This is a genomic window from Streptomyces sp. DSM 118878, assembly GCF_052936595.1.
Map to the genome: position 1 here is coordinate 497,322 of NZ_CP193622.1, position 22,758 is coordinate 520,079.

At 71.8% G+C, this 22,758-nt stretch carries 16 protein-coding genes; 8 read left to right on the forward strand and 8 right to left on the reverse strand.

The genetic code is table 11. The features are described 5' to 3' along the window. The 3 genes from ACRAKF_RS02100 to ACRAKF_RS02110 form a co-directional block, all read right to left on the reverse strand. Positions 1-2,283, reverse strand: a complete 2,283-nt coding sequence (locus tag ACRAKF_RS02100; protein ID WP_447034971.1) for an NHLP family bacteriocin export ABC transporter peptidase/permease/ATPase subunit — start codon at positions 2,281-2,283, stop codon at positions 1-3. Continuing rightward, positions 2,280-3,083, reverse strand: a complete 804-nt coding sequence (locus ACRAKF_RS02105) for an HlyD family efflux transporter periplasmic adaptor subunit (RefSeq protein WP_447034973.1) — start codon at positions 3,081-3,083, stop codon at positions 2,280-2,282. Before ACRAKF_RS02105 ends, ACRAKF_RS02100 begins: the two co-directional genes overlap by 4 nt. A gap of 95 nt (positions 3,084-3,178) precedes the next feature. Then, positions 3,179-3,406 carry a type A2 lantipeptide gene (locus ACRAKF_RS02110; protein WP_447034975.1) on the reverse strand — a complete coding sequence of 76 codons (228 nt, stop codon included), beginning with the start codon at positions 3,404-3,406 and terminating at the stop codon, positions 3,179-3,181. A gap of 771 nt (positions 3,407-4,177) precedes the next feature. Between ACRAKF_RS02110 and ACRAKF_RS02115 the strand changes: the two genes are divergently transcribed. Continuing rightward, entirely contained in the window at positions 4,178-5,110 is a 933-nt protein-coding gene (locus ACRAKF_RS02115) for a trypsin-like serine peptidase (RefSeq protein WP_447034977.1), read from the forward strand. Positions 5,111-5,120: 10 nt separating this feature from the next. After that, entirely contained in the window at positions 5,121-5,438 is a 318-nt protein-coding gene (locus ACRAKF_RS02120) for a carboxypeptidase-like regulatory domain-containing protein (RefSeq protein ID WP_447034978.1), read from the forward strand. A gap of 46 nt (positions 5,439-5,484) precedes the next feature. Here the strand turns inward: ACRAKF_RS02120 and ACRAKF_RS02125 are convergent, their stop codons facing one another. From ACRAKF_RS02125 to ACRAKF_RS02135, 3 genes are read right to left on the reverse strand one after another with little or no spacing between them, the layout of a single operon-like run. Next, on the reverse strand, positions 5,485-6,348 hold the full coding sequence (locus ACRAKF_RS02125; RefSeq protein ID WP_447034979.1) for an SAM-dependent methyltransferase: 864 nt from the start codon (positions 6,346-6,348) through the stop codon (positions 5,485-5,487). A 29-nt stretch (positions 6,349-6,377) separates the two neighbouring features. Continuing rightward, a complete protein-coding gene (locus tag ACRAKF_RS02130; protein WP_447034980.1) occupies positions 6,378-6,917 on the reverse strand; it encodes a flavin reductase family protein in 540 nt (179 codons plus the stop codon). After that, complete coding sequence (locus ACRAKF_RS02135) at positions 6,914-8,509, reverse strand: tryptophan halogenase family protein (protein ID WP_447034981.1); 1,596 nt, start codon at positions 8,507-8,509, stop codon at positions 6,914-6,916. Before ACRAKF_RS02135 ends, ACRAKF_RS02130 begins: the two co-directional genes overlap by 4 nt. A gap of 222 nt (positions 8,510-8,731) precedes the next feature. Between ACRAKF_RS02135 and ACRAKF_RS02140 the strand changes: the two genes are divergently transcribed. The 5 genes from ACRAKF_RS02140 to ACRAKF_RS02160 all read left to right on the forward strand — a co-directional run bounded on the left by ACRAKF_RS02140 (position 8,732) and on the right by ACRAKF_RS02160 (position 18,502). Further along, entirely contained in the window at positions 8,732-10,204 is a 1,473-nt protein-coding gene (locus ACRAKF_RS02140; RefSeq protein ID WP_447034982.1) for a flavin monoamine oxidase family protein, read from the forward strand. Next, positions 10,201-13,488 (forward strand): ferritin-like domain-containing protein, encoded by a 3,288-nt coding sequence (locus ACRAKF_RS02145; RefSeq protein WP_447034983.1) that lies wholly within the window; start codon positions 10,201-10,203, stop codon positions 13,486-13,488. Before ACRAKF_RS02140 ends, ACRAKF_RS02145 begins: the two co-directional genes overlap by 4 nt. Before the next feature lie 179 nt (positions 13,489-13,667). Then, complete coding sequence (locus tag ACRAKF_RS02150) at positions 13,668-16,718, forward strand: ATP-binding protein (protein ID WP_447034985.1); 3,051 nt, start codon at positions 13,668-13,670, stop codon at positions 16,716-16,718. Between the two features lie 55 nt (positions 16,719-16,773). After that, complete coding sequence (locus ACRAKF_RS02155; protein ID WP_447034986.1) at positions 16,774-17,634, forward strand: SAM-dependent methyltransferase; 861 nt, start codon at positions 16,774-16,776, stop codon at positions 17,632-17,634. Positions 17,635-17,683: 49 nt separating this feature from the next. Next, positions 17,684-18,502 (forward strand): methyltransferase domain-containing protein, encoded by an 819-nt coding sequence (locus tag ACRAKF_RS02160; RefSeq protein WP_447034987.1) that lies wholly within the window; start codon positions 17,684-17,686, stop codon positions 18,500-18,502. A gap of 16 nt (positions 18,503-18,518) precedes the next feature. On the opposite strand, the gene ACRAKF_RS02165 is transcribed toward ACRAKF_RS02160, so the two are convergent. Then, the gene (locus ACRAKF_RS02165; RefSeq protein ID WP_447034988.1) at positions 18,519-19,265 is read right to left on the reverse strand and encodes a class I SAM-dependent methyltransferase; all 747 of its coding nucleotides are present in this window, start codon (positions 19,263-19,265) and stop codon (positions 18,519-18,521) included. Positions 19,266-19,507: 242 nt separating this feature from the next. Between ACRAKF_RS02165 and ACRAKF_RS02170 the strand changes: the two genes are divergently transcribed. Next, a complete protein-coding gene (locus ACRAKF_RS02170; protein ID WP_447034989.1) occupies positions 19,508-20,776 on the forward strand; it encodes a phthiocerol/phthiodiolone dimycocerosyl transferase family protein in 1,269 nt (422 codons plus the stop codon). Between the two features lie 132 nt (positions 20,777-20,908). Here ACRAKF_RS02170 and ACRAKF_RS02175 read toward each other — a convergent pair whose 3' ends face one another. Further along, a complete protein-coding gene (locus ACRAKF_RS02175) occupies positions 20,909-22,414 on the reverse strand; it encodes an MFS transporter (protein ID WP_447034990.1) in 1,506 nt (501 codons plus the stop codon). Between the last annotated feature and the right edge of the window lie 344 nt (positions 22,415-22,758).

Here is a 22,758-nt window from a genome sequence, read left to right on the forward strand (position 1 = left end):
TCAGTGCTCCTTGACCAGGTCGGCGTAGGGGCCGCCGGCGGCGACGAGGTGTTCGTGCCGGCCGCGTTCCACGATCGTGCCGTGGTCGAGTACGACGATCTCGTCGCTGTCCCGTACGGTGCTCAGCCGGTGGGCGATGACGACGCAGGCGCAGCCACGGCGGCGCAGGTTGTCGATGATGATCTGTTCGGTCCCGGCATCCAGGGCGCTGGTCACCTCGTCGAGCACGAGGATGCTGGGGCGGCGGACCAGGGCCCGCGCGATCTCCAGGCGCTGGCGCTGACCGCCGGAGAAGTTCCGGCCGTCCTGTTCGACGCGGCCGTGGATGCCGCCGGGCCTGCGGGCGACGGCGTCGTACAGGCAGGCGTCCTTGAGGGCGGCGATGACGGCGTCGTCCGGGATGGAGGGGTCCCACAGCGCGATGTTGTCGCGGATGGTGCCCTCGAAGAGGAAGACGTCCTGGTCGACGAAGGAGACGGAGGCGGCGAGTGCGCCGCGCGGGATGTCCTCCAGGCGCTGCCCGTCGATGCGGATCGTGCCCTCCCACGGGCTGTAGAGGCCCGAGATCAGCCGCGAGACGGTCGACTTGCCGCTGCCCGAGCCGCCCACGAGGGCGACCTGCCTGCCGGGGCCCACGGAGAGGGAGAAGCCGGTCAGGAGCGGTTTGTCGAGGGGGCTGTAGCCGAAGGTGACGTTCTCCAGGGTGACGTGGCCCTTGAGGCGGCGGGTGCTCGCCTCCGGTTCGGGGCGGGAGTAGAGCGTGTCGACGGGGAAGTTCTCGACGTCCTTGAGGCGGGCGACGTCGGCGCCGAAGTCCTGGATGCGGCCGGCGACGCCATTGAGGCGGGTGATCGGCGCGGTGAAGCGGACCACCAGGGCCTGGAAGGCGACGAGGAGTCCGATCGACAGATGTCCCTCGACCGCGCGCAGGCCGCCGATCCACAGGATCAGCGCGCTGTTGAGCGTCGCGAGCGTCGGCGCGACGATCCCGAGCCAGGCGCTCGGCACACCGAGGCGCTGCTGCTCCTCCAGGGTGGTGGCGTGCTGGCCCGCCCACCGCCGGAAGTACCCGTTCTCGCCGCCGGTGGCCTTGAGCGTCTCGATGAGCTGGAGGCCGGTGTACGAGGTGGTGGTGAGCTTGGCGCTGTCGGCGCGGAGCTTCTGGGTGCCGGTGGCCCGCAGACGGATGACGACGCGCATCGCGACGATGTTCAGCAGGGCGATGCCGACGCCCACGAGGGTGAGCTGGGGGTCGTAGGTCCACAGCAGGGCCGCGTAGAGCAGGACGACGATGCCGTCGACGCCCGCGGCCGTGAGGTCGCGGGCCAGGGTCTCGGCGACCGCGTCGTTGGACGCGAGGCGCTGCACCAGGTCGGCGGGGCTGCGCTGGGCGTAGAAGGTGACGGGCAGGCGCAGCAGATGGCGCAGGAAGCGGGCGCTGCTGAGGGTGGAGGAGATGATGCGGCCGCGCAGCAGGTTCGCCTGTTGCAGCCAGGTGAGCACCACGGTGAGGGCCACCATCGCGCCCATCGACGCGAACAGCGCGCCGAGCAGCGAGGTCTGGTGGCCGATCAGGAACAGGTCGATGTACGTGCGGCTGAGCGCGGGCAGCGCGGCGCCGACGGCCACGAGGAGCAGGCTGGCGAAGAGCGCGGCGAGCATGGTGCCCGTGGTGCCGCGCAGCCGCGCCGGGAGCGCCTTCATGACGCCGGGCCTGCGGCCTCCGGGGCGGAAGTCCGCCCCCGGTTCGAGGACCAGGACGACTCCGGTGAAGCTGGTGTCGAAGTCCTCGGCGGGAACGAAGCGGCGGCCCTTGTCGGGGTCGTTGATGTGCACGCCCCGGCGGCCCAGGCGGCGCCCCGGGCCGTCGTAGACGACGTAGTGGTTGAACTCCCAGAACAGGATCGCGGGCGCCTTGACCTCGGCGAGCGCGGCCGGCTCCATCTGCATGCCCTTGGCCGTCAGGCCGTAACCGCGGGCCGCCTTGAGCAGGTTGCTGGCCCGCGAGCCGTCGCGGGAGACGCCGCAGGCGATGCGCAGCTCCTCCAGCGGGACGTGCCGTCCGTGGTGGGCCAGGACCATGGCGAGGGCGGCGGCGCCGCACTCCACGGCTTCCATCTGGAGGACGGTGGGGGTGCGGACGGTCTTCTGCCGCTTCCCCTTCGACGCCGGGCGCGGTGCGGCGCGACGGCCGTGGCGCGGGGGCTCCGGGCGGTGCCTGCGCCGGCCGCCGGGGGGCGGCAGGGGCTGCTGGGCTGCCGGGGACGGGTGTGGTGCGGTCACGGAAGCAGCCAATCGATCGGTCGCTGCTCGGCGAGGTGGAAGGCGCCGGCGGCCGGGGTCATGGACTCCAGGGCGAAGGGCGGGCCCTGCTTGGTCCACGCGTAGCCGGACTTGGCGGTGGCGGAGCGGTCGAGCCGCACGAGGACGGCCACGGGCGGCCCGTCCTTGGTGAACTGCCCGGCGAGCTCCTTGTCCCCGAGGAAACCGGCGACCTTCTGCGCGCTCTGCGTGGCCCGCCCGACGGCCTTCACACGGCCGCGCAGCTTGCCGTACTCCTCCGCGGGAACGGACTGGACGGTGACGTCCACCGAGGCCCCGACGGGTACGGTGGCCGCGCTGTCCGCCGGTACGTAGAACATCGCGAGGAGCGGGTCGTGGGTGCCGGAGACGCGCTCGACGGTGGCGACGTCGGCGCCGGTGGTGACGACGGTGCCGATCCTGGCGACCACGGAGGTCACCCGGCCCGCCGCGATGGCACGTACGGTCTTGTCGCCCCGCTCCGTACGGACGTTGAGCACGGGGGCGCCGGCGGAGAGCCGCTCGCCGTCCTCTGCCAGGACGCGGGTCACCTGGCCGGTGACGGGGCTCTGCAGGACGTAGCTGCCCTGGCCGTGGGTGAGGATGCCGGGGGCGCGGAGGGTGGAGGAGACCGAGCCGGTCACGGCCCAGATGCTCGCGGCGGCCATGACGACGACGGTGACGGCGAGGACGAGCAGGCCCTGGGGGCGGGCGTAGCGCACCGGCAGGTCGAGTTCCTCGGGCGACTGCAGCTTGGACAGGGCCTGTTGGCGGAACTGCACGGGACGCTTTCCTTACTTTGCCTACGGCGTCCATGAGCCCCGGAACTGGATGTTCCGGGGCTCATGGATCAAGGGTGTCTCAGCGAGGTCGAGACTCAGAGACCGGCGACCGTGCTGGTGGCCAGGCCCGCGATGGGGGCCGTGTTCAGGCCGGTGGTGCCCTCGACGAGGCCGACGGCCGTGCCGACGGTGGAGGAGACCGGGGCGATCGAGTCGACGACGCCGGTGACGGTGCCGACGGCGTTGGCGGAGAGGCCACCCGAGACGTTGTCGAGGTCGGCGTCGGAAATCTCGAGGGTCTCGACCTGGGAGATGTGGTTCATGGTGTGAACTGCCCTTCTCATGAGCGGTGCAAAGGTGTTGTCAACACTGCGGATTTCTGGGGACGAATTCCGCGGTGGCCAGGATCAAAGCACGTTCGCATGTCGTACATCCAATCGAGGTGGCGGCACTCCATCGCGGTAGCGGCATCGAATCGTCGCTGCGTGCAGGCCTGTTCACCGGGCGAGGACAGCCCCTTCACAACATTCACAGACGGAAATCCAGCACACGGCCGACATACGGAAGGACTCCTTCGACCAAAGCGGACACTCTCACCACAAAGGGCGGGCTCTATGGTCAATGCACGAAACTGCGAACGGCACTGGTGCCGAATTCCGTGACCGCGCTGCGCATGGGATGTGCAGGTCCATTGAAGGCCCGCCGGAGCGTGGCGTCCGGGCGCGGCGCGGTGGGCGGCCGTCCGCTTCCCGTGGCCGTCTGTTCGCATCGCTATTGAGGCATCGTGCCTCGCCCCTTCACGCGGCGGGCGGGGCGCGGGCGCCGGGGCGGGCTGCTGGGAGCCGGTCCGGGGCGTTCACCGTGAGGTGGCGCGGGCGGCTGGCGCCCCGAGCGCGACGTGGGGCACGGGAGCCGGCCGGCCGACGCGCTGGGCACCCGTTCGGTGGCCGGCGCGCGCCCCGACGGGTAGGCGCGAAAGGTCCATTGCGGCACCTGCCCGGCGGCAGTAGAAGAGGCATTACCCCTAAACGTTGCGGCCGCGGCGTCCATCGAGGCATCACATAGCAGCTCTCAGAGAAGCCAGGTGATCCAACATGCCGCAAGACCCGCACAGCGCAGTCACCAACGAGCCCGAGGACGGCACCACCACCCTCGCCGTTGAGCAGGAAGCGGTCCTGCAGCCACCCTCCCAGGGGATCGAGGGCGAGCCCCAGCACTCGACGGACGAGGGCCTGGAGCACATCGAGGGCTACCGCCGCCCCGAGCACTTCGCGCCGGAGGCCTGGACGGCACCGACCGCCACACTGCCCGACATCGGCGAGGCGTCCTTCGGCCCGCCGCCCCTGGCCCCGGAGACGGTGCACGGCCCCGATGACCGTGTACAGATCACCAACACCAGCGTGTATCCGTGGCGGGTGCACTGCTACCTGCTGATCACGGCCCGCGACAACGCCCTCTACCAGGGCACCGGCTGGCTGCTCGGACCCCACACCCTCGCCACCGCGGGCCACTGCGTCTACATCAAGGGCAGCGGCGTGGCGGGACGGGACGGCTGGGTGAAGAGCATCCAGGTCATGCCCGGGCGCAACGGCGGCTCGCTGCCCTACGGCAGCATCACGTGCACCAGCTTCCGTTCCGTGGTCGGCTGGACGGAGAACGGCGACGAGAACTTCGACTACGGCGCCATCGTCACGCCCAACAACATCGGTTCCACGGTGGGCTGGTTCGGGTTCGGCGTATATTCGGACTCGGACCTGCTCAAGACCACGGGCAACATCGCCGGCTATCCGGGCGACAAGCCCGGGGGGACACTCTGGTACGCGGCACGCGGGGTCGACTCGGTCGCCGCGCGCAAGGTGTACTACGACATCGACACCGCCGGCGGACAGAGCGGAAGCTCCGTCTACCGCATCGACAACAACAACCGCTACGGCTTCGCCATACACGCCTACGGCGGTTCCCGGGTGAACTCGGGTACGAGGTTCACCACCCCCGTGTACAACAACTACGTGGCGTGGAAGGCGTGAACCGAACCCCATGAGCGGCAGCAGCTCCGGAGTGGAGATCACCGGTGTCGTCCGCGACACCTCGGGCACACCGGTGGCGGGCGCCCACGTCCTGTTCACCGACGGCCCCCGGCCCCTGCCGGACATCGCTGCCCTGACGGACGCCGAGGGACACTTCTCCCTCGGCGCACCTTCACCGGGCTTGTACACCCTCACGTGCCGGGCGGACCCGCTCATGGGCCCGTCCGGCACGGCCGAGGCCACCGTCCGCGTGGAACCGGGGGCACGGGCCACGGCCGGGGGACCGGTCCGGGTCGACCTGACGCTCGGCCAGGAACGCAGCGGTTAGTCCCGAACGGCTTCCGCCCGCGGGAAGCCGAGCACCAGTCAGCTCGTCAACGACGGGCGGTCCACCGGGCGTAGTGGTGAGGGCCTCCGCAGGCGTCCGAGCCGGCGAAGAGGTCCAGGAAGCCCTGGAGGAAGTCCTCGCTGTACACCGCGGCGAGCGCGGGGGCGACCTCCTCCCTGAAGAGCCGGCCGAAGCGGGCGTACGTCGGTGTCGACGTCCGGTCGGTCACGTCGCGGAACTCCAGCAGGTCGAGGCCGGCGTCCGCGACCTGCCGGGCGATCTCTTCGGGCCGCGGGTACTCGCTGAGCAGCGCGATGCCCCGGAACGCCTCCGCCACCGCCTTCTGGGCGGCGCTCGCCGAGCCGTGGAGGAAGTAGTCGTACGCCACGATCCTGCCGCCCGGCTTGAGGGCCCTGGCCAGGCGGGGCAGGACGACGGGGCGGTCCATGTGCCCCAGGGACTCGATGGCGACGACGGCGTCGAAGCTCGCCTCGGCGCACTCCAGGTGGTGGGCGTCGGCCACCTCGAAGCGGACCTGTTCCGCCAGTCCCTCGCGGGCGGCCTGCTGGGTGGCCTCCTCGATGTGACTCGGGATGACGGACACGCCCAGTACGTCCGCCCCGGTCTCCCGGGCGATCCGCAGGGCCGGGCCGCCCATGCCGCAGCCCAGGTCGAGCACCCTGTCACCCGGACCCACCGCCAGGTCGGCGATGGCCCGGCCGGTCAGGTGGTCCTGCGCCTCGGGGAGGCTCCTGAGGTCCTCGGGCGAATCCCACCATCCGCAGTGGAAGTTGCTGCCGCCCAGTTGGGACAGCAGCTCGGCGGCGAAGTCGTAGGAGGTTTCGATGACGTCGGGCGTCGGAGCGGTGGGCGGGATGGACGCGTCCTGGGAAGCCACGTTGGGCGGCATGAGCTGCCTCTCTGTCGACGGGATCGTTGTCACACGCCCTCGGGGGCGTACGGATGTGCTCCTTGCGGCTGCGGAGCCCACCGGGAGAACTGCCGGAGGCCGTAGAGCAGCGGCACTCCCGGAACGGAGAAGCTGCTCACCACCCGGCCGAGGACCACGGTGTGGCTGCCGACCGTGGACAGTTCGGCGGCCCGGCACTCGGCCACCGCGAAGGCGTCCCGGGCCAGCCAGGGAAGGCCGGAGCGTCCGAACCGCTGCCACGTCACCGCCGCGAACCGGTCGTCGACCGGGGTGGAGAACATGACGGCGGTGTCGCGGGCACAGGAGTTCAACAGGTTCACGGCGAAGCCGCCGCTGTCGCGGATGGCCGACAGCGTGCTGCTGGTGGTGTTGAGGCACAACAGCAGGGTGGGCGGGGCCAGGGTGACGCTGCACAGGGAGGAGCAGGTGGCTCCTCGTGGCTGCGCGTCCGCGTCCAGGCTGGTCACGACGGCCACGCCGGTCGGGAACGCGCTCATCAGGGTGCGGTAGTCGTCGATGTCCGTCGAGGACGGGTTCGCGGTGGTCATTTGCCGTGGAGCCGCAGGAGGTACTCGTGGTTCGAGGGCAGCACCTCGGCCAGTTTCCGCTGCTCCTCGGCGACCCGGTCGAACAGGTACTGGGCACCGCCGGCCGCGTCCGGGCGGTGCATGAGCGCGGGCAGGGGATGGTCCGGCTCCAGGCCGAGGCCGGCGAAGACGGAGTAGTAGCTGCCGTTCGTCCAGAAGTTGCGGAACTCCACGTCGAAGTTGTCGTAGTAGGCGCCCTCCGTGCTCGCCGGAGGGTTGATCGGCAGCCCCGCGCGGTACATGGCGACCTTCTCCTGGATTCCGTCGGGGAGGCGGAGGTCCTTGTTGGCCTTCCAGAAGGGGGTGTCGGTACGCGGGGAGAGCGCGAAGTGCGCCTGGATGAAGTCCCTTGTGTCGTCGAACATCGCCTCGATCTCCGCGTTGAAGCGGTCGGCGAGCACGGCGTCGAAGTGCTGGTCCGGAAAGTGCTTCACGAGGTGGTAGAGGGCCGCGGTGATGAAGTAGATGCCGGTCGACTCCAGCGGTTCCAGGAAGCAGGACGCCAGGCCGACGCTGACGACGTTGTTGACCCACGCGCGACGGTTCCTGCCGACGCGGAAGCGGACGTGGTTGAGCCGGTCGCCCACCTCGTCCGGGTCGAGCCCCCACATCCGGCAGAAGTCCGTGGCCGCCCGGTCCTGGTCGGCGAAGGCGTCGGAGTAGACGTAGCCGGTGCCGAAGCGGCCGAGCATCGGGATCTTCCAGGTCCAGCCGGACTCCATCGCGATCGCCGAGGTGTACGGTTCGACGCCGTTCGCCTCGTCGTCATTCGGCAGGGCGTACGCCACCGCCCTGTTGCAGAGCAGATGGTCGCTCATGTCGATGAACGGCTCTTCCATCGCCTTGTTGATCAGCAACCCGCGGAAGCCCGAGCAGTCGATGAACAGGTCGCCTTCGATGACGGCACCGGACTTGGTCCGCAGTGCCGTGACATGGCCGCGCCCGTCCCTGCGGACCTCCACCATCTCGTCCTGGACGTGGACGACGTCCTGCTTCTCCGTGGCGAAGCGGCGCAGGAAATCGGCGACCAGATGGGCGTCGAAGTGCCAGGCGTAGCGGGTGACCGGCTCGCCGGCGTGATCGCGCGGGGCCTTGAGCGCGTCCATGATCGCGACGCCGGGGAAGCAGGCCTGGTCGAAGGGCTTGTCGGTGGCGCCGCGCTTGCGGTCGTAGACCCAGTAGTGCGAGAGCGGGAGACCGTCGTGTTCGGGCAGCAGCCCGAAGGGGTGATGGAAGTGGTCCGGGCGGCCGTCGATCTCGCGCGCGTGCGCCTCACCCTTTCCCGGCGTGGACCAGTTGATGAACTTGACGGCCACTTTGTAGGCCGCGTTGCATTCGGGCATCCACTCTTCCTCGGCGAGGCCGAGCTGGTCGAAGAAGACCCTCTGAAGGTTGGGTACGGTGGCTTCTCCGACGCCGATCCTGGGAATGGACGGCGCTTCCAGGACCGTGACACGGACGGTGTCCCCCAGCTTCTTCGCCAGATAGGCGGCCGACATCCAGCCCGCCGTGCCGCCGCCCAGAATCACGATTTCCTTGACCCTATGGTCCATGAACAGGAACCCCCTCGGAACTGTGTCTCGGAAAGCCGGATTCCGTTCAGCGTATGAGCAGTTCGCGCGGCCCGACGGAGGCCGGACGTGCAACCTACGCGATCACGCGGGATGACCCGCACGCCCCTCGTACGCGCGTTCCGCGCGCGCCCCATCGCCGTCCGTGAGGGGTCCCGACTTGGGGATGTGGCGGGGGGCGGTGATCGCGCACAGTCGACTGCCATGTGGGCATCAACGCAGTTGGAGCAGGAAACTACAGCAGACGGAAGCCTGGACATCGCGGTCCTCGGCGCGGGCGTCGCGGGTCTGGTGGCGGCGACCGAACTGGAGGCCCTGGGACACCGGGTGACGGTCCTGGAAGGCAGCGAGCGGATCGGCGGCCGGGTCTACACCCACCGGTTCGGCACGGCGGACGACGCTCCGTACGCGGAACTCGGCGCGATGCGCATCCCTTCCTCCCATGAACTGACCATGGAGTACGTGAAGAAACTCGGTCTCGAATCCGCGCTGCGCCCGTTCCGTACAATCCTCAGTGACGACAACAATTACCTGGCCATCGGAAACGGATACGTCCGGGTCAAGGACGCCGCCGCCCCCCTCATGGCCGATCTGCGCAGCCTCATTCCAGCGCCGCGCAGGGAATCGTACAAAGAGACCACCCTTCTGTTCGGTGCGTGGCTGGCCGCCCTCGTCCGTGCGGTGGCACCGGCCGAATTGCGCGACAATCTCGCGTCCGAACTGGCCACGGTTCTCCCGCTCGCCGACGACATCGACCTCGCGCCGTATGTCCACGGCGTACGGGCCGACCGGCTCCACCTCGGCCCGGTGTTCCGCGACCACCCCGAGCTGCGGGCCGGTTGCAGTCCGCGGCTGTACGGCTTCCTCGACGACCTCCTCCTGGAGACCGACACCGATCTGATGTACCTCAGTGGAGGGATGAGCCAGATCTCCGACCGCCTCGCGGAGCGCCTGCGCACTCCGGTCCTGGTGGGCCATGAGGTGGTCTCGATCCATGCCGGCCAGGACCGGACCGACGTACGACTGCGGGTCGAAGGCCGGGAGTCGACGCGCCCGTACCCCGCCGTCCTGTGCACACTGCCCTTCTCCGTGCTGCGCGGCATGGCGCTGACCGGCCTCGACGACGACAAGCGCGAGGTCATCAGCAGTGTCGAGTACGGGGCCGCGACGAAGACGGCCCTGCACTGCCGGGACGCGTTCTGGGAGGAGGACGGGCTCCGGGGCGGCGGCTCGGCGACCGGCGGGCGCGCCCGGCAGACCTACTACCCGCCGCTGGAGGGCGATCCGGCCAAGGGGGCGACCCTGCTCGGCTCGTACGCGATCGCCGAGGACGCCGATCTGCTGGGGCAGTTTCCCGCCCAGGTCCGGCACGCGGCCGTGGTCGAGGAGCTCGCCCGGCTGTACCCGCAGCTCAAGGAGCCGGGTGTCGTCCTGGACGCGGCGAGCGTCGCGTGGGCGGGCAACCGCTGGAGCAACGGCTGCACGTCGCGCCGCTGGCGTTGGGGCAGCGACGCGGCGCGGTGCGCCGAGGAGATGCGGCGGGCCGCCCGCCCCCAGGGACGGCTGTTCTTCGCCGGGGAGCACTGCTCGGCCACCCCGGCCTGGATCAACGGTGCCATCGAGTCCGCGCTGGCCGCGGTGACGGCCATCGACGGGGCGCTGAAGGGGGCCCGGTGAGCATCTTCGACCTGCCCCGCCTGCACTTCGCGGGCACCGCGGTGACCCGGCTGCCCACCGGGCCGCGCGGCGGTCTCTACGACCTCGCCCACCAGCGGGCGTTGACGGCCGACGGCCGGCCGTTCCCGGTGGACCGGCCGCCGCGGGAGTACCACGAGCATCTCGACCGGCTGGGGCGGCGCTTCGACCCGGACGGCCGGGTCGCCGCCGACGGGCGGTTCGGCACGGTCAAGGGCTGGAACTTCGGCGGCAACGGGCACTTCTGGGTGGATGCCCGGATCACCGCGTGGGAACGGGCCCCGGGCGAGGCCGACACGTCCGACCCCGTCGTCGGCAGGCACGTCGACATGTGGGGCCACTACAACGACTACCTGTCGACGACCCACAACCGCGCCCGCGTCCTGGACGTCGACCCGGCGTCCCGCTGGACCACCACGCTCATGGTCGGCCAGTTCGGCTTCGGCAGGAAGGGCCGTTCGCACGAGGTCGGCTACCTGGCGACCGGCGATGTCACGGGTCTTCAGCCGCCTCGCCGGCAGAACTCCCGCCACGTCCTCGACGCCGGCGACCATCCCTTGGCGGCCGAGTTCTCGCGTTCGGTGGTGCACCAGTTCGCCGTCCCGTCCCCACACGGCCTGACCTGGTCGGAGGAGACGGAGACCTCCGAGGCCGCCCGGCTGCTCCGCGCGCGCGTCGCCGAGGGGGAGTTCGGGGGGCTCGTCGTGCGCTTCGCGCTCACCAACATGGCCACGCCCCAGACCCACGACGCCCCGGACTTCTGGCAACTGCGCGGCACTCTCGCGCCGTGGCGCCGCGACGAGGAGCGGACCTGCCCGGCCGGGCGCCCGCTCACCGCCCGCGGGCCGCGCCGTTCGGGCACGGCGGCCCCGCTGCACAGCGCCGCGGTCAGCGTGAGCGACGAGCACACCACGGTCGACCTCATCACCGCCGTGCCCGTCGTCCACCGGGGCGCCGAGCCCGGCCCCGGGCCGCTGCACCCGCTCGGCCCGCGCCTGGACGTCGGGGACCTGGAGCTGCGTACGCGTGACTCCGGGCGGCTGATCGCCCGCGTACCGGCCAGTGCCTATCTCGGGGACACCGACCTGACGGGCGGGCTCGTCACCGTCCCCACGCTCTCCTCCCCCGCCGCCGAGCCCATGACCCTCGTCGGCGCACCCGCGGGCGGCCGGCCGGAGGTTCTCCTGACCGAGGAGGAGACGGTGGTCCTGGTCGACGATTCCGCCCTCTTCCTCGACCCCGCGGAACCGTCCGGGGACGCCACGGAGGTGACATTGCGCGCCTACCGCCTGGGGCGTCCGGCGCCGGGGGCCGAGCTGCGGGTCACGCAGTTCTTCAACCCGCGCGCGCTGCCCGGCCATCCGGTGGCGCAGGCGGCGGGCGCCCGGTGCGGCGACGTGCGGATCGTGGACGTATGCCCCGCGACGGCGGGGCGGGAGGACGGCGACGACGGCGAGTGGGCGGCGTCCTGCACCCTGACGACCGACGCCGAGGGCCGCGGCGCCTTCACCGTCCGGCATGCCTCCCCCGGCACCACCAGGCTGCTGATCCTGCCGGCGGGGGACGAACCGCCGTGCGACCCTGCCGCGTCCGGATCCGCGGCCCGCGCGTACGACAACGACGACCTCCTCGGCTACTGGCCCGCCGTCTGCGCCGTGGACGTACGGGCCCTGCCCGACACCCGGCACCTTGACGACATCCCCCGCGACCAGGTCACCTTCGACGTGCTGTACCGGGAGGTGTACGCCCCGTACGAACTGCTCCACTCCTTCATGACGGACGAGATCTTCAGCCTCGCCGACCGTTCCCGGGTGGCCACCTACGCACGGCTCATCTGGCTGATGTGCGACCCCGCCAACAAGGACAAGACCTATTACATGCCGCCCACCCGCGACATGACCGGCCCCCAGGCGAGGCTGCTGCTCGCCTATCTGCGGCAGGACGAGGCCGACCGCAGACCACCGCCCAGGACGGTGCCCCGGCGGCCGCGCGACAACGCCCTCACCACGCGCGCGCAGCTCCACGAGGCGCTTCGGGAGGCCGCCACCGTCGAACTCGCCGTCATGCTCCAGTACTTGTACGCCGGGTGGTCGATCCCGCTGTACGGCGCGGGCCGGGAGCTGGTGCGGCGCGGGGAGTGGAGCCCGCGCCAGCTCCGCCTGGCGTGCGGCGACGGCGGGGAGACCCTCAGCAACGGCATCCGCGGCACCCTGATGGGCGTCGCCCGTGAGGAGATGACGCACTTCCTGGTGATCAACAACATCATCACCGCGATGGGTATGCCGTTCCACATGCCGGGCATCGACTTCGGCACCCTCAACAGCCGCCTGCGCATGCCGCTCGACATGAGCCTGGAGGCGTTCGGTCCGGGCAGCGTGCAGCGGTTCATCGCCCTGGAGCAGCCGTACGACATCGGCACCGACCTTGCCGAGGACGCGGCCCGGGAACGGGGTGACGGCCGCGCCTACCCGTACGAGTCGCTCAGCGACCTGTACGCCGCGATCCGGGAGGGCATCGCCACCGTGCCGGACCTCTTCGCGGTGGAGCGGGGGCGTGGCGGGGGTGAGCACCACCTGTTCATGCGCAAGTCGGTCAACGCCGCGCACCCCGACTACCAGTTGGAGGTCGACGACGTCGCGAGCGCCCTGTTCGCCGTCGACTTCGTCACCGAACACGGCGAGGGCAACACACTGCCGAGCGCCGCACCCGATGAGGAGTCCCACTACGACACGTTCCTGCGGATCTCGGACCTGCTCGCCGCCGAACACCGCGGGGACAGGGCGCCGGGGCGGCGCCCGCCGTGGAGCCCCGCCTACCCGGTGCTGCGCAACCCGTCGCTGCACGCGGGCAATCCGGCCCTCGACCAGGTGACCGCCCCGGAGGCCCGTGCCGCGCTGGTGGCGTTCAACCACGCGTACTTCCTCATGAACCAGCTCATGGTCCAGCACTTCGGCGCCGCTGCGGACAGCAGCCTGCGGCGCTCCCGCCTGATGAACGCGGCGATCGACGTCATGACGGGGATGATGCGGCCGCTGGCCGAGCATCTGGTCACCCTGCCGTCCGGCCGGCCGGGGCGGACGGCGGGGCCCTCCTTCGAGCTGCCGGAGGTGCCGGGCCCGATCCCGCGTCCGGACGTGGCGGCACGGGTGTTCGGCCGCCGCTTCGCCGAACTCGCCGACATGACGGCCGAGTTGCCCGGCCTGCCCGAGCGGGTCCCCGAGCTCATGCGTTCGTACGCGGATCACTTCGGCAAGGGAGGCCATTGACCCTCCGCAAGGAAGGCCATTGGCCCTCCGGGCCGAGGCGTGTCGGCGTACCGGCGGCCCGGGGAACCGCCACCCCGCTCCGGTATTTGTCCCGCTTCGGGCGGAGTTGACGGACGCCCGGCCACCCTCGACGATTCCACCCAAGCCGATCTGACCAGGCATGGCACAAGGGGCTGCGATTGTCATCACGTGTCCACACCCCCCACATCGACCCGACCCCCTCGTCCCGCTCCCTTCTCACCGCCACCGAGCTCTTGCCGGCCCCCCGGTCCGGACCGCGCCTGCGCGGCAGGGAACGGCAGTGGGCGCGGCTTCTGCATCTGCTCGACACCACCCGTACCGGCCCCCGGCGAGGCGGCGTCGCCCTCGTCGAAGGACCGGCCGGCGCCGGCCGCAGCAGGCTCCTGAACGACGCCTCGGCGGTGGCGGCCCAGTGCGGCTTCTCCGTCGCGTACGCCGGCGCCGACGAAGTGCGCCGCACCATCCCCCTGGCCCCCCTGATCACCGCACTGGACATCGGCACCGAAGCGGAACCCCCGCACACCGATCCCGGGGCCACGGCCGACCACTTCGCCCGGCTGGTCGACCGGTTGGGGTCCTCGCTCGGCGAACGGATGCGCCGCGGCCCCGTGGCCGTCGTGCTCGACGACCTCCAGTGGGCCGACACCGCGACGCTCGCCGCGCTCGGCCCTCTGGTGGCGCGCTGCGCGGCTCAGCCGGTGGCGTGGGTGCTCGCCCGCCGTACCGGGGAGGCGGATTCCCTGCCTGCTTCCCTGCCTGCCAAGGTGTTCGCGGCGCTCGGTGACGCCGACCGCTCGGAACGGGTGGACCTGCCGCCCCTGGACGACCGGGCCGTGGCGGAACTGGCCGCCGACCGGCTGTCGGCCGAGCCCTCGCCCGAACTGCTGGCCTGCGCCAAGGCCGCCGACGGCAACCCCGCGGCGCTCGTCGCACTGCTCGACGGCCTCGTCGAGGAGCGGCGGGTACGGGTGAGCGAAGGGCACGCCCGGCCGGTCGAGGACATCGGGAACGGGCCGGTGCCGCGCCGCTTCAGCGATCTGGTCCACGCCCGGGTCGCGGCCCTTCAGCCGGGCACCCGGCTGCTGCTGGACGTGGCCTGCATCCTCGGCCGCGCAGCCCTGCCCGAGGACATCGCGCAGATACTGGGCGGGACCACGGCCTCGGTGCTGCCCGCCCTGCGGGAGGCGCTGGACTCCCGGATCATGGTGTGCGAGGGCGACGCCATCGCGTTCCGGCACGAACTGGTCAGGCAGGCGCTGCTCTCGGCGCTGCCCGGACCGCTGCGCGGGTCCCTGCACCGGCAGGCGGCAGAGATGATCATCGGCCGGGACGGCGGTGTCCTGCCCGCCGCGGCCCATCTGGTGCACGGCGCCCGCCGTGGTGACACCCGGGCCGTGACGGTGCTGTGCTCGGCGGCGACCGCGGTCGTGGCGACCGAGCCTCGAACGGCGGTCGAACTGGCCCAGCGCGCACTGGAGATCGCCGGTCCGCTGCACCCCGTTCGAGCGAATCTGATCCGCGTCGCGGTCGAGGCGCTGACCCGCTGCGGCCCCCTGCCCCGAGCGATCACGCTGGCCGAGGATTCCCTGGGCGGCTCGCTGCCGCAGGAGCAGGCCACCGTGCTGCGGTGCGAGCTCTCCTCGGCGCTGCTGCTCGCCGGCCGGGCCGCGCGGGCCGTGGCGGTGGCCGGGCCGCCCCCGCCGGGCACCGCGGCGGCCGAAGGTCTCGCCGAGCGCATGGAACTGGGCAGGCTGCACGGGCTCGCCGACCTGGACGCGGCAGCCGCCGAGCGTGAGACGCGGCAGGAGATCACACGCCGGGGCGGCCCGTCCGCCGGGCTGCGGTGTGTGCTGGCCCGGTCGCACTGGCACGCGGGCCGCGTCGGCGAAGCGCTGCGGCAGGCCCGCGCGGCGGTCGGCTCGGCCGACGGGGAGCACGGCGTCTGCCGGCCGTTCCCGCCCCGTCTCGCGCTCGCCACCATCCTCACCCACCTGCGGGAGACCACGGAGGCCACGGCTCTGCTGAGCCCGCTGCGCGACGAGATCGAGGCCGACGGTCGGCCGGTGCTGTTCGGCGCCGGCGTGATCCTCGGGGCGTCACTCGCCCTCGCCCGGGGCGCCCTGGAGGACGCGGCGGCCCAGGCCGCCGAAGGGCTCGCCGCCGCCGACGAGGCGGGCATGCCGCGGTACTCGCCGCTGGGGTGGCGCACCCTGGCCGAGGTCGCGCTGCGCCGAGGAGACCTCGCCGCGGCCGACGAACACGTCAAGCACTTGACGCAGGCGGTGGCGCAACAGGGTCTCGACGGCGCCGCGGCAGCCGCCTCCCGGGCGGGCGCCGCGTGGATGTCGGCGCAACTGGCGGCGGCACGGCGTGACCTGGACGGCCTTGACTCCGCGCTGGCCACCGTCCACGAGGACCACCACGCCCTGCGCTCCCTGTTCTGCGAGGAACCGGCGGCGGCCGCCTGGCTGGTGCGCACCGCGGTCGACCGGGGCGACACGGAGCGGGCCGAGGAGACGGTACGGGCCGCGCAACGGCTCGCCGCCGACAACGCCGACGTACCGTCGCTGCTCGCCGCCGCCGCGCACGCGCAGGGGGTGCTCCAGCAGGACGCGGACGCACTGCGGCGGGCGGTGCAGACCCACCGCGACCCGTGGTGCGGGGCCTCCGCCGCCGAGGACCTGGGAGCGCTGTGCAAGGCCGACCGCGCCACGACGGTGGTGGAGCTCGAGTGGGCCATGGCCAAGTACGCGCGTCTGGGCGCCGCACGCGACGAGGCGCGCGTACGCCGTCGGTTGCGCCGCCTCGGCGTGCGTCGGCGGCACTGGAAACACGCGGACCGGCCCGCGTCCGGGTGGGCGAGCCTGACCGACACCGAGCGCCGGGTCGCGGACCTGGTCGCCCAGGGCCTGACCAACCGTCAGGTGGCCACCCAGATGTTCCTGTCCTCGCACACCGTCGGTTTCCACCTGCGGCAGATCTACCGCAAGCTGCGGCTGCGCTCCCGCATCGATCTGGCGCGCACCCACCCCGGGATCGACGACGATCCCGGGCACCACGCGCCGGGCCGCGCCGCGCCGCCGCCCGGCACCGACTTCCCCGCGAGCCCCGCGAGCCCACGCGGCCCGGTACGTCATGCCCCGGAGACGCCTCTCGGGCCCGCCCCGTCGGCCACGGACCACCCCGGCGACACTACGCAACCGCGCTGAAGGACCCGACCGACCTTGTTCCTGACCAGGAGAGCTTGCTTGCATACACGACGTGATGAACCAAGGCGTCGCACCGAACACCTCCCCTCCGCGCCCCGGACGGACAGCGGACGCCGCTGACCCCGCACCGGAGACCGACACCTCGCTGCCCAGCCACGCGCGCATCTGGAACCACTGGCTGGGCGGCATGCACAACTTCGCCGTGGACCGCGCCGCGGGCAACCGCCTCGCGGCGGACAACCCCGGCCTCGTGGAACGGGTGCGCACCACCCGGCACTTCCTCACCCGTGCCGTGCGCCACCTCGCCCTGGAGGAGGGCGTCCGGCAGTTCCTCGACATCGGTTCGGGGCTGCCCACGGCCGGCAACACCCACCAGATCGCCCTCGGGGCGGCATCCGGGTCCCGCGTCGTCTACGCCGACAACGACCCCCGCACCGTGGCCTACGCCCATGGCCTCCTCGCGTCCACCTCCCCGGAATCCGTCACCTACCTCCTGGCCGACCTGCGCGAACCCGACGCGCTCCTGACCGCCGCGTCCCGCACGCTCGACCTGTCGTCGCCCGTCGCACTCGTCCTCAGCGGCATCCTCGGCCATGTGCCCACGTACGAGGAGGCCTGTGGCATCGTCGCGAAGCTGATGGGCGCACTGCCCTCCGGCAGTTTCCTGCTGTCCCACGACGTGAGCGACACCGCCGAGGACTGGCGCGCCATCCAGGCACGGCACAACTCGACCGCCGACCTCGCCTACCGACTGCGCACACCCGAGCAGATCACCGGCTACTTCGAGGGGCTGCGCCTCGTCGGCCCGGGTGTCGTCCCCCTCGCCACCTGGCGGCCGGACACCGACGATCCGTACTCCCACGAGTGGGCCGCCCTCGTGGCCGACGTCGTGGGCGGCGTCGGCCGCAAGCCCTGAGAGCCGGTCCGCCGGCCGGTTCCGTTTTCCGCTCTCCCGGAGGCCCGCCATGCACGCCACTCCCACCTGGGACCCCCAACGCCACCTCGACCACCCCGACCCGCGCACCCGCCCCTTCCACGACCTCCTCGCCCGCGTCCCCGATCTGCCCCGCAGCCCGGCCCGCATCATGGACCTGGGCTGCGGCACCGGGTGCGTCACCGCTCTGCTCGCCGCACGCTGGCCGGACGCGCACATCACCGGGCTCGACAGCTCCGCCGACAGCATCAGTGCCGCCGCCGCGTTCGCGGGAGAGACGCCAGAGGGCGGGCGCCTCCACTTCCGCCACGGCGACATCGGCCGCTGGACCCCGGAGGAACCCTTCGACCTGGTCATCTCCAGCGCCGCCCTCCAGTGGGTGGCCGATCACCCCGACCGTTTCGAGGACTGGGTGCGGACCCTGACCCCCGGTGGCGTCTTCGCCTTCCAGGTCCCCGACAACACCGCGTCCCGCGCCCACGGCGCCCTGCGTGAGCTGTGCGCGAGTCCGCGCTGGCAGGACCGCCTGGGCACCGGCGTCCTTCCCGTCCACCGGGTCCACGACCCGGCCGACTATCTCGACCGGCTCTCCTCCCTCGGCTTCACGGTGGACGCCTGGGAGTCGACGTACGCCCATGTCCTGCCCGGCAAGGACCCCTTCGCGGACTGGACCACGGGGACGGGAATGCTGCCGCTGCTGAGCGCCCTGGCGGACGAGCCCGGAGCCGCCGAGGACTTCCTCGCCGCCTACCGTCGGCGCCTGGCCGAGGTGTACCCGGCCACCGCGTACGGCACGGTCTTCCGGTTCCGCCGCGTCTTCGCCGTCGCCCGCAAGGACGGGGCGGCGTGACGGCGATCGCGGCGGCTCAGCGGCGGACCGCGTGCAGGTACCAGCCCGGTCCGACGATCCTGCCCTGGTCGTCGACCTCCACCCGATCCCTGTCGATCGTCACGCCCAACCGGCGGAAGTGGGCGATGTCGTCGTCGCTGAGGGAGTCGGGGACCACCGCCGTGGTGAGGCTCGTGCTCCGGACCTCCGTGATGTCCCAGTGCGTACTCACGATGGTGCGGAGGTTCTCCTCGCTCACCACCATGGGCTGCTGGACGCCGGGAGTCCCCGGCGCCCAGCACACCAGGTGCAACTGGGCCCCGGGCTCGGTGACTTGACGCAGCGCGGCGAGGTACCGGTGGCGCTCGTCGTCGCCGAGGCAGTGGTACAGCGCGCTGTCGAGGACGGTGGCGAAGCGCCGCCCGGTCAGTTCCGCGAGCCGCGTGGCGTCCGCCTCGACGAACTCCACGTCGGCCCCGGCCGTCGCGGCGCGCTCCCTGGCGGTGCGCAGCACGGCGGGCGAACTGTCGAAGCCGGTGACCCGGTGGCCCCGCAGCGCCAGCATGATCGCGTTGTCCCCCGGCCCGCAGCCCGCGTCGAGGACCGGGTCGTGGAAGTCCACCGACTGTTCCAGCTCGACGACCGCCGGCTGCGGTTCACCGATGTCCCAAGGCACTTTCGGATAGGGCAATTCCATGCCCGCCACGATCGGCTGCCCCAGGTAGAAGGCGTCGTAATCGACGTTCTCCTTGGGGAGCAGCATTTCGGTCGGCTCGTCCGACATGGCTTTCCTTTCGATTCAAACGGTGGGGCAGCGACCATCGTGCGCTCGGGAAGTCCCTGTTCGGTAGGCATTCCGTCGTCACCAGGGACATGTCTACGCGACCGCGCGGCATGGGTCCCTCGCCACGGCGCTCACGGGAAGGGAGAGCGCGCCATATCCCGGCGGCCCGCGGGCCGTTCGGGGGATGCGCTGTCAGTCGCCGCCACGAGAAGGTCAGCGGCATTTCAATGAGAGGTGGGGAAATGGAACGTCTCCTGTCGGACCACGAGGCCATGATGGTCGCCGGTGACATGCGCGTGGTCACCGTCTGGGAACTGCGCGGGGACATCGACGCTTCGGCGCTCCAGGACGCGCTCGAACAACTCGTGCGCCGCTATCCCGTGCTCGGGGGAAAGCTGTCCCTCCAGGACGGACACGCGTACGTGCGCATCACCGACGGGCAGCGCGCCACCGTCCGCCTGGACCGGGGCACGGACCTGCGGCAGGAGCTGAACGCCACAACCAACTGGTCCGAAGGCCCCCTGCTGCGCATGGCGCTGATCACGGACGAGCGGACGAGTGACACACCGGGGCGGGCACCTGACGCACCGGGGCCGGCTCACCGGCTCGTCACCACACTGCCGCGGGCGTGTGTGGACGGCACCAGCGTCATCGCCCTCCACCAGACGTTCTGGTCCCTGTACACCGCCGTGTGTTCGGGGCGGAACTCCAGTACGGCGCCGGTCCAGCCGGTCCTCGCCCCGGCGATCGAGGACGCGTTCCACCACAGGTACGGGCCGGACGAGCTGCGGAAGTACGTGGCGGAGCGCGCGGAGATCGATGCGCTGATCCCTCCGGCCCGCCTGCCGTCACCGGCGTCGGCGGGTCCTGGACCCGGGCCCGACATGACATTCGGGGCCGCCCGCGTCACCGTGGACGCCGCCCGCACCGCCGCTCTCGTCGACGTCGCCCACCGTCACGCGCTGTCCGTCAACTCCCTGGTGTGCGGGGTGTTCACCGCCGCCGTACGGCCCTCGCTCGAACCCGCCCGCGGGCCCGTCTCCGTGTGCTGCGGCGTGGCGGTGGACATGCGCAGGCGGGTGACGCCGCCCATCCCCGGCGAGGTCCTGCAGTCGGCTGCCTCCGGCATGCCGGTCCGGCTCTCCGTCGACGACCCCGCCGACCCGCTCGCCCTCGGCCGCGAACTGTCGGACTCCGTGCGCGAGGGCCTTGCCGCGGGAATCCCCGAACGGGAGCTGGCGGCCTTCCCGTACATGGCGCAGCAGTGCCCGCCGACCTTCTTCGTCACCAACCTCGGCAGGATCACCCCGCCGTCCCTGCCGGGCGATCTCGTCGCCACGGGGCTACGGGTCCTGCCGATGGCCCGCATTCCCACGCTCTTCGTGGTCGTCACCCGCTTCGGCGACGGTCTCCACATCGATCTGCCGCTCAGCCGTGCCTGGTACACGGACGCGCAGATCGACGCCCTCGCGTCGCGGACGCACGACGTCATCGACCAGGTCACACCGTGACCACTGAGGCGCTGCGGTCGCCTGCCGCCGCGGCCGACCTGACGTTCGCCATGGTCGGCGTCGGTCTCGCCGTCATGCTGCTGGCCTGCGCCGTGCTGAAACGGCTCGCACGCCCGCTGCGCCAGCCCGCCGTCATGGCGGTGCCAGGCGGCGGCGGCCGGCGCCGCGCTCGCCGGTCGGCCGTTCGGCGGTGGTACGGGGCCGGTGGTCGATGAGGGCGGCGGCGGCCACGCCGGCCAGCGCGAGGATGCCGGCCGCGCACCACATGGCGGTGGAGTAGCCGTGGACCGTCGCCCGCGCGGTGACCTGCCGGGCGGTGGCGGGGTCGAGGGGAGGGTGGTCGCGCAGGTGGGCGGCGGTGGCGGTGGCCGCGACGGTGTTGAGCAGGGCGGTGCCGACGGCGCAGCCGATCTGCTGGGCGGTGGTCACCATGGCCGAGGCGACACCGGCGTCCCGTGGCTCGACAGCGTGGGTCGCGAGGCTGACGGCGGGCGTCAGAACGGTCCCCAGGCCGAGGCCCATGACGAACATGCCGGGCAGGACGATCGCGGTGTAGGAGCTGGTCGGGGTGATCTGGGCGAGGACGACGAGCCCCGCGGCCCCGACCAGGAACCCGGACATCATCAGCGGCCGCGCGGGAACGCGTGGCGCCAGGCGGGTGCCGATCAGTGCGGCGCCGATCATGATGCCGGCCGTCAGCGGCAGGAAGGCCGCTCCGCACGCCAACGGGCTGAAGCCGAGGTCTCGTTGCAGGTAGAAGGTGAGGAAGAGGAACAGCCCGAACATGCCGACGAAGACGATGCCCAGGCAGAGGTAGGCGCCGCCGCGGTTGCGGTCGAGGATCACGCGCAGCGGCAGCAGCGGTTCCCGCACCCGGGCTTCGAGCACGACGAACGCGGCCAGGAGCACGGCCGCGCCGCCCAGCAGGGCCAAGGTCACCGGCGCGGCCCAGCCGTCGGACTCCGCCTTGGTCAGGCCGTAGACGAGGCACACCAGGCCGCCTGTGGCGAGCACGGCACCGGGCAGGTCCAGGCGGCGGCCGCGGCGGCGGCCGGCTCCTTGCTCGACGGGGATGTAGAGAACGCCGAGGGCGGCGACGGCTGAGAACGCGATGTTGATCAGCAGGGTCCAGCGCCAGGTCAGATACTCCGTGAGCACCCCGCCCAGCAGGAGTCCGATCGCGGCTCCGGCGCCCGCGATGGCCCCGTAGATGCCGAACGCCTTGGCACGCTCCTTGCCGTCGGCGAACATCACCGAAAGGAGGGACAGCGCGGCCGGTGCCAGCAGTGCGGCGAAGGCGCCCTGGACGGCGCGCGCACCCATCAGCATGGAGGTGTTCACGGCCGCGCCGCCCAGAGCGGACGCGGCGGCGAATCCGATGGCGCCCACGAGGAAGGCGTGTCTGCGGTTCCACAGATCCGCGATGCGGCCGCCGAGCAGGAGCAGGCCGCCGAACGCGAGCGCGTAAGCGGTGACGACCCACTGCCGGTTGGCGTCCGAGAAATGCAGGTCCTGCTGGGCGGAGGGCAGGGCGATGTTCACAATGGTGCCGTCGAGCACGACCATCAGCTCGGCGAGACAGATGAACACCAGGGCTTTCCACCGCCGGTTGCAGGCCTTGTGTGCCGGGCGAGCCATGCGGTTCCTCTTTCCGGGGTAACGGGAACGGACCTGCGGAATCCGGCCGTCGAGGAATCACCGACATGGACGTCATGGGGGACCTCTGGCGAAGCCGTGCTTTCAAGTCCTTTGCGCGGCGGACCTGTTGCTGCCGCGGTCCTTCCCACGCGGTTGATCAACGAGACGTGCCCCGCAGCGGCTTCCCCTGAACGAGTGACGAACGGTCCCGGACACGTGGCGCGGGGCGCGTGGGCGCGGACGCCACCAGCCGACGTCCAGGGCCGCGGCCCCGCCCGTCCGGTAAACAGATTCAACCCCACTCTGTTAAAAACCTGCCCGGTCACGAACCTTGATGAGCCTCA

Bases quoted from the DNA above. Each gene is read 5' to 3' on its own strand.
- ACRAKF_RS02160 (WP_447034987.1), top strand. From the start codon at position 17,684: ATGCACGCCACTCCCACCTGGGACCCCCAACGCCACCTCGACCACCCC.
- ACRAKF_RS02120 (WP_447034978.1), top strand. From the start codon at position 5,121: ATGAGCGGCAGCAGCTCCGGAGTGGAGATCACCGGTGTCGTCCGCGAC.
- ACRAKF_RS02155 (WP_447034986.1), top strand. From the start codon at position 16,774: ATGAACCAAGGCGTCGCACCGAACACCTCCCCTCCGCGCCCCGGACGG.
- ACRAKF_RS02110 (WP_447034975.1), bottom strand. From the start codon at position 3,406: ATGAACCACATCTCCCAGGTCGAGACCCTCGAGATTTCCGACGCCGAC.
- ACRAKF_RS02125 (WP_447034979.1), bottom strand. From the start codon at position 6,348: ATGCCGCCCAACGTGGCTTCCCAGGACGCGTCCATCCCGCCCACCGCT.
- ACRAKF_RS02115 (WP_447034977.1), top strand. From the start codon at position 4,178: ATGCCGCAAGACCCGCACAGCGCAGTCACCAACGAGCCCGAGGACGGC.
- ACRAKF_RS02140 (WP_447034982.1), top strand. From the start codon at position 8,732: ATGTGGGCATCAACGCAGTTGGAGCAGGAAACTACAGCAGACGGAAGC.
- ACRAKF_RS02175 (WP_447034990.1), bottom strand. From the start codon at position 22,414: ATGGCTCGCCCGGCACACAAGGCCTGCAACCGGCGGTGGAAAGCCCTG.
- ACRAKF_RS02165 (WP_447034988.1), bottom strand. From the start codon at position 19,265: ATGTCGGACGAGCCGACCGAAATGCTGCTCCCCAAGGAGAACGTCGAT.
- ACRAKF_RS02135 (WP_447034981.1), bottom strand. From the start codon at position 8,509: ATGGACCATAGGGTCAAGGAAATCGTGATTCTGGGCGGCGGCACGGCG.
- ACRAKF_RS02170 (WP_447034989.1), top strand. From the start codon at position 19,508: ATGGAACGTCTCCTGTCGGACCACGAGGCCATGATGGTCGCCGGTGAC.
- ACRAKF_RS02130 (WP_447034980.1), bottom strand. From the start codon at position 6,917: ATGACCACCGCGAACCCGTCCTCGACGGACATCGACGACTACCGCACC.